This window comes from Halorhodospira abdelmalekii (assembly GCF_016583625.1).
GTDB lineage: Bacteria > Pseudomonadota > Gammaproteobacteria > Nitrococcales > Halorhodospiraceae > Halorhodospira > Halorhodospira abdelmalekii.
This window is the reverse complement of the sequence record NZ_NRRN01000087.1, coordinates 1-4,881: the sequence shown is the minus strand read 5'-3', so window position 1 is coordinate 4,881 and position 4,881 is coordinate 1. Positions and strand designations below refer to the sequence as shown.

The window sequence follows — 4,881 nt, the reverse complement described above, 5'->3', positions numbered from 1 at the left end:
CCGGCGCTCGCCTCAATCAGGTGGATGCCGTGCAGCGGCATCGCCTCGGCCTGCAGTGTTTTAGCCTCTTCTGTCATCAGCTAGTGTCGCTAGTAGGGGGAGCTGGCCGGCACCACGCTCCAGAATAAGGATTCTCGTCGTCTTATATCAGGGCTGAGTCAGGTCGATTCTGTCGAATATACTGTTGGGCGGCAAGAAGAGGAGCGTTGACTCGGCGCGAGGAGGCAGTATGATTTTGTCATATCTCTCTCGTGTTTGGGGCGCCAGCCATGAGCATGCACCGAAAAACCATCACATTGACTGAACAGCAAGACGCCTGGGTGAAAGCCCAGATTGAAAGCGGCCACTTTGGCAACGATAGTGAGTACATCCGCCATCTCATTCGAAGGGACCAGCAGGCCAAAGAACGTCTTGCCATGCTCAGGAAAGCCCTCGCTGAGGGTGAGTCAAGCGGAGATCCGAAACCGCTGGATATATCGGCTATCAAGGCTGCTGGCCGTAAGCGGATCAAGGCGGCTGATTAGTGTTTAAGTTGAACGTCACGCCGAAGGTGGAATCAGATCTCATCGGGATTTGGGTGTATACCTGTGAGGAATGGGGCGTTGATCAGGCGGATCATTACCTGGACCGGCTTGAGGCCGGAATGAAACGGCTGATTGATCATCCATCACTTGGCGCGAACTACGACCACGTTTTTTCTGGGTATCGCCGATTACAGGTCGAGCATCACGCTGTTTTTTATCAATTGTATGAATCGGATGTGCTCGTCGTTCGCGTTCTGCACGAGGATATGGATGCACCAGAGAGACTCCTAGAGTAGTGGTGGCNGTGGTGGCTATATTGAGGAACCGCTCCCTGGAGGGCTAGGCATGACCGACCAACAGCGACTCAGACTCCCCATCGGCATTCAGACCTTCTCCGAGATCCGCGAGGGGGGCTACTACTATGTGGACAAGACACCGATCATCGAGCGCCTGGTCCAGCAGAACAAGTACTACTTCCTCTCCCGCCCCCGCCGCTTCGGCAAGAGCCTGTTGCTGGATACCCTGCGCTGCCTGTTCGAGGGTCGCCAAAAGCTCTTCGAGGGGCTCTACATCCACGACCGCTGGGACTGGCAGCAGACCCACCCGGTGATTCGTCTGAGCTTTGGCAGCGGCGTCATGCGCAATCGCGAGGAACTGGACACGCGCATTCGTCACCAACTGCGCAAGGAGCGCGAGCGCTTCACCCAGACCACCGCAGCCGAGACGGATATTCCCGGCGAGTTCTCCGACCTGCTGGAACTCGCCCACCGGGAAACGGGGCAGCCGGTCGTGCTGCTGATCGATGAATACGACAAGCCAATTTTGGACAACATTCTGGAACCGGAGCGTGCTCGTGAGCTGCGCGAGGGCCTGAAGAACCTCTACAGCGTGCTCAAGGATGCCGGTCCCCATCTGCATCTGGTGCTGATCACCGGGGTCTCCAAGTTCAGCAAGGTCAGCCTGTTCTCGGGGCTGAACAACCTCAACGACATCACCCTGGATGCGCCCTACAGCACGATTTGTGGCTATACCGATGAGGACATCGACAGGGTATTCTCCGCAGAACTGGCCGGCCTGGATCGCGAAGCCATCCGCCAGTGGTACAACGGCTACCGCTGGGGTGGCCCCGAAGTCACATCGGTCTACAACCCCTTCGATGCGCTGCTACTGCTCCAGAAGCGCGAGTTCGGCCCCTACTGGTTCGAGAGCGCCACGCCGACCTTCCTGGTCAACGTCCTCAAGCAGCGGGGGGTCTTCACGCCATCGCTGGACCAGTGGGAAACGGAGTACGAGTTGCTCAGTCAGTTTGACGTTGATGACATCAGCACCGATGCGCTGCTCTTCCAGGCCGGCTACCTGACGATCCAGAAGGTCGAAGAGCCCCTGCTGGGCTACCGCCAGTACACCCTGGGCTTTCCCAACCGCGAGGTGGAAACCAGCCTGAACCATGCGCTACTCCCATCATTGGGCGTCGAGAACGGCCCACGTGAACGCCGCACCCTGTTCAAGCACTTGCAGCAGCACGACCTGGCGGGCCTGGAGGCTCACCTCAAGGCGCTCTACGCCGGCCTGCCCCACGACTGGTACCGCAACACCCCGATTGCCCAATATGAGGGTCACTACGCCAGCGTGTTCTACAGCCACTTCGCCGCCTTGGGGCTGGGTGTCACGGTGGAAGATTCAAGCCACCACGGCAAGGTGGACATGGCCGTGGACTTCAGCGGCCACATCTACCTGTTCGAGTTCAAGGTGGTGGAGCAACTCCCCGAGGGCAGGGCGCTGGCGCAGATCAAGGCCAGGGGCTATGCCGACAAGTACCGGGCCAGCGGCAAGCCGATCCACCTGATCGGCGTGGAGTTCTCCAGTGAGCAGCGTCAGATCGTGGCGTTTGAGGTGGAAACGATCTGATTGTGAATTACAGCATGTGGGACAGCAAGGCGCCGTAGCGCGCCTTCAGCGCCTCTAGGAGGCCCGAGCAGTCGATCTCATCGGTCCAAAACCACGCCAAGTAGGGGTCATCTTTGCAGCCAGCGCGGTAATCGTCGCCCTGCCACGCCTTATGGAGCTCGCGGCGCTGCTGCTCGGCGGGCTTGCCTCCGCCTTTGCCGATCAATGTGCCGAGCAGATCGGCGTGCAGCGGCAGCGGCGTGCAGAGCGCCTCGCGCCAGGTCTCTAGCAGCTGTGTCAGCTCCTCTTTGGCCGTCTGCGGAGTGAGCGCGGTCAGCTTGATCTCGGCCAACTCGCTCCCGGTGCCGCGATAGAGTCCGGTGCTGACGGTCGGCTGCTGGGTATTGGCGAGCAGGTGGGTGAGCCACAGCCGCAGGTAGTCCTTGCCCTTAGGATTGGCGAGTCGCCACAGCAGCAGTTCGCCGGGTGCGCGCAGCGGCACCGCACCGACTAGGGTCACGGCTGGCGTGAAGGCCTCGATCGTCACATCGACCGGTTGTGTCGAGATCTGGTCCGCCCCGTGTTCGCGCAGGGCGGCGGCGAACCCCTCGGCTTGAGCCGCCCAGTCGGCCAGCTCCGTTTCGATCAGGGCGTGCTCGGGCAACTCCCCGGAGAGGCGGGCGCGCTGCAGCAGCGGGGTGGTATCGGTCTCGTTCAAATAACCGGCGGTGAGGGCCTGCTGCAGCTGATAGCGCAGCAAGTGGTCGGTCGCGAAGGGTTCGCTGTCGGCCAGCTCACTGACCGAACGCAGCGATGCCGGCAGGCTGTCCTGGCCGTCCCCTAAGTAGAGGGTCAATCGCTGTTCGGCGAAGGCGCGGGCGGGGTGGGCGAGGACCCGCAGCAGCTCATCGAGCGGCAGGGTGCTCGGCCACTCCTCCGGTGTCGGCAGCTCGCAGCAGCGCGTCGGTGCCGCTCCCGGCTCGCTCAGGCGCAGCCAGCCGCGATCGAAGCTGCGCTCGTCGCCGTGGTAGTTGGCCCTGCTGAAGGGCTGCAGCGGCAATTGGCGAATGGCGCTGCGCTGCCAGGTGCTCGACTGTTCTAGGTAGTTCAGCAGTTCACTCAAGACGAGCGAGGGCTGACGCTCGCTGTTCGTCTTAACATCGCGCCCTTGGTAGCTCAGATAGAGGCGCTCGCGCGCCGAGAGCAGCGCCTCAAGAAAGAGGTAGCGATCATCACCGCGCCGGGAGCGATCACCAGGACGGGGCGGGGCGTCGGCCATCAAGTCGAAGCCGAGGGGAGGGCGCTGGCGCGGGAAGTCGTCGTCGTTGAGGCCGAGGATGGCGAGGATGCGAAAGGGGATCGAGCGCATCGGCACCATGGAGCAGACGGTGATCTGACCGGTTAAGAAGTGTCGTCCGGTGCGCCCCGGTGCCTGCAAGCTGTGCTCTAAGGCGTGGCGAATCACGGCCAGTGGCACCGGCTCGGTAAAGTCGGCCTCGCCGGCGTACTGGCCGAGCTCGCGGATGACCTCGCCGAGATCCTCCTGGACCGCTTCGTGCTCACCGCCGCTGGCAAAGAGGGCGGCGCGCAGCCGGTCGTGGAGAAACTGCTGCCACTCGGCGACGGTGCGCGGCTGGCGCATGGCGCGGCTAAGGCCTTTGAGGGTGCGCAGGAAGGCGCTCAAGCGGCCGAGGACGACGGCCTCCTCGCCCTCGATGCGCGGTAAGAGCAGCCGGTCGCGGACGATCGCCTCCTCATCGCCCCAAGCAAAGCCGAGCAGCAGTCGCTCTAGGCCCTGCTGCCAAGTGTAGCGGTCGCTGACCGGCCCACTGAGCCACTGCCCCTTATGCTCGGTATCGAGCCCCCAGTGGATGCACGCCTCTTCAAGCCACTCGGTGATGGTCGCCAGCTGCGCACTGGTGAGCTGGAAACGGGCTTGGATCGCCGGGACGCGCAGCCAGCCGATCACTTGACTGGCCTGAAAGCGGGCATCAGGGAGGCGCAGCAGCTCTAGAAAGGCGGCGACCGCCGGGTCGGCGCTGCCGAGGTGGCGATCGGCGATCGAGCAGGGCAGCGGCGGGGCGTCCTCGCGGAGCGCTTCGCCGCGTCCAGCAAAGGTCGCCTCGATAAAGGGGGCGTACTGCTCGACGTTCGGGCACATGACGACGACATCGCGCGGCGTCAGCGTCGGGTCGTCGTTGAAGCGGTGCAGCAGCCAGTCGTGGAGGGCTTGGACCTCACGCAGGGCGCTATGGGCGCTGACGATCTCGATGCTCGCATCGGCGCTGTGCGGTTCGGCGGCGTCGCGGCCATCCTGCAGCAGCAGGATATCGCGCTGGAGGGCTGCGAGCAGGGTCTCATCCGTGGGCTCTAAGAAGAGCGGTGTTTCGAGGTTGGCTGCGCCACTGAGCAGGCGGACGAACTGCTGCCCCTGTTCGCCGAGGCCGCTGAGGAGCGGGTTGCCGGCCTC

At 63.1% G+C, this 4,881-nt stretch carries 4 protein-coding genes; 3 read left to right on the top strand and 1 reads right to left on the bottom strand.

Features of this window, described 5'->3' with window-relative positions:
- Positions 1 to 269 precede the first annotated feature (269 nt).
- From CKO15_RS13190 to CKO15_RS13180, 3 genes are all read left to right on the top strand, one after another.
- Entirely contained in the window at positions 270 to 524 is a 255-nt protein-coding gene (locus CKO15_RS13190) for a type II toxin-antitoxin system ParD family antitoxin (RefSeq protein WP_200197149.1), read from the top strand.
- Positions 524 to 820, top strand: a complete 297-nt coding sequence (locus tag CKO15_RS13185; protein ID WP_200197147.1) for a type II toxin-antitoxin system RelE/ParE family toxin — start codon at positions 524 to 526, stop codon at positions 818 to 820. Before CKO15_RS13190 ends, CKO15_RS13185 begins: the two co-directional genes overlap by 1 nt.
- Positions 821 to 869: 49 nt before the next feature.
- Positions 870 to 2,432: an ATP-binding protein gene (locus tag CKO15_RS13180; protein WP_200197145.1), complete on the top strand. Its 1,563-nt coding sequence runs from the start codon at positions 870 to 872 to the stop codon at positions 2,430 to 2,432.
- Between the two features lie 7 nt (positions 2,433 to 2,439).
- On the opposite strand, the gene recC is transcribed toward CKO15_RS13180, so the two are convergent.
- The coding region (gene recC, locus CKO15_RS13175; protein ID WP_200197143.1) for an exodeoxyribonuclease V subunit gamma at positions 2,440 to 4,881 on the bottom strand (2,442 nt) is incomplete at its 5' end.

Coding starts and splice junctions, on each gene's coding strand:
- CKO15_RS13190 (WP_200197149.1), top strand. CDS start 270: ATGAGCATGCACCGAAAAACCATCACATTGACTGAACAGCAAGACGCC.
- CKO15_RS13180 (WP_200197145.1), top strand. CDS start 870: ATGACCGACCAACAGCGACTCAGACTCCCCATCGGCATTCAGACCTTC.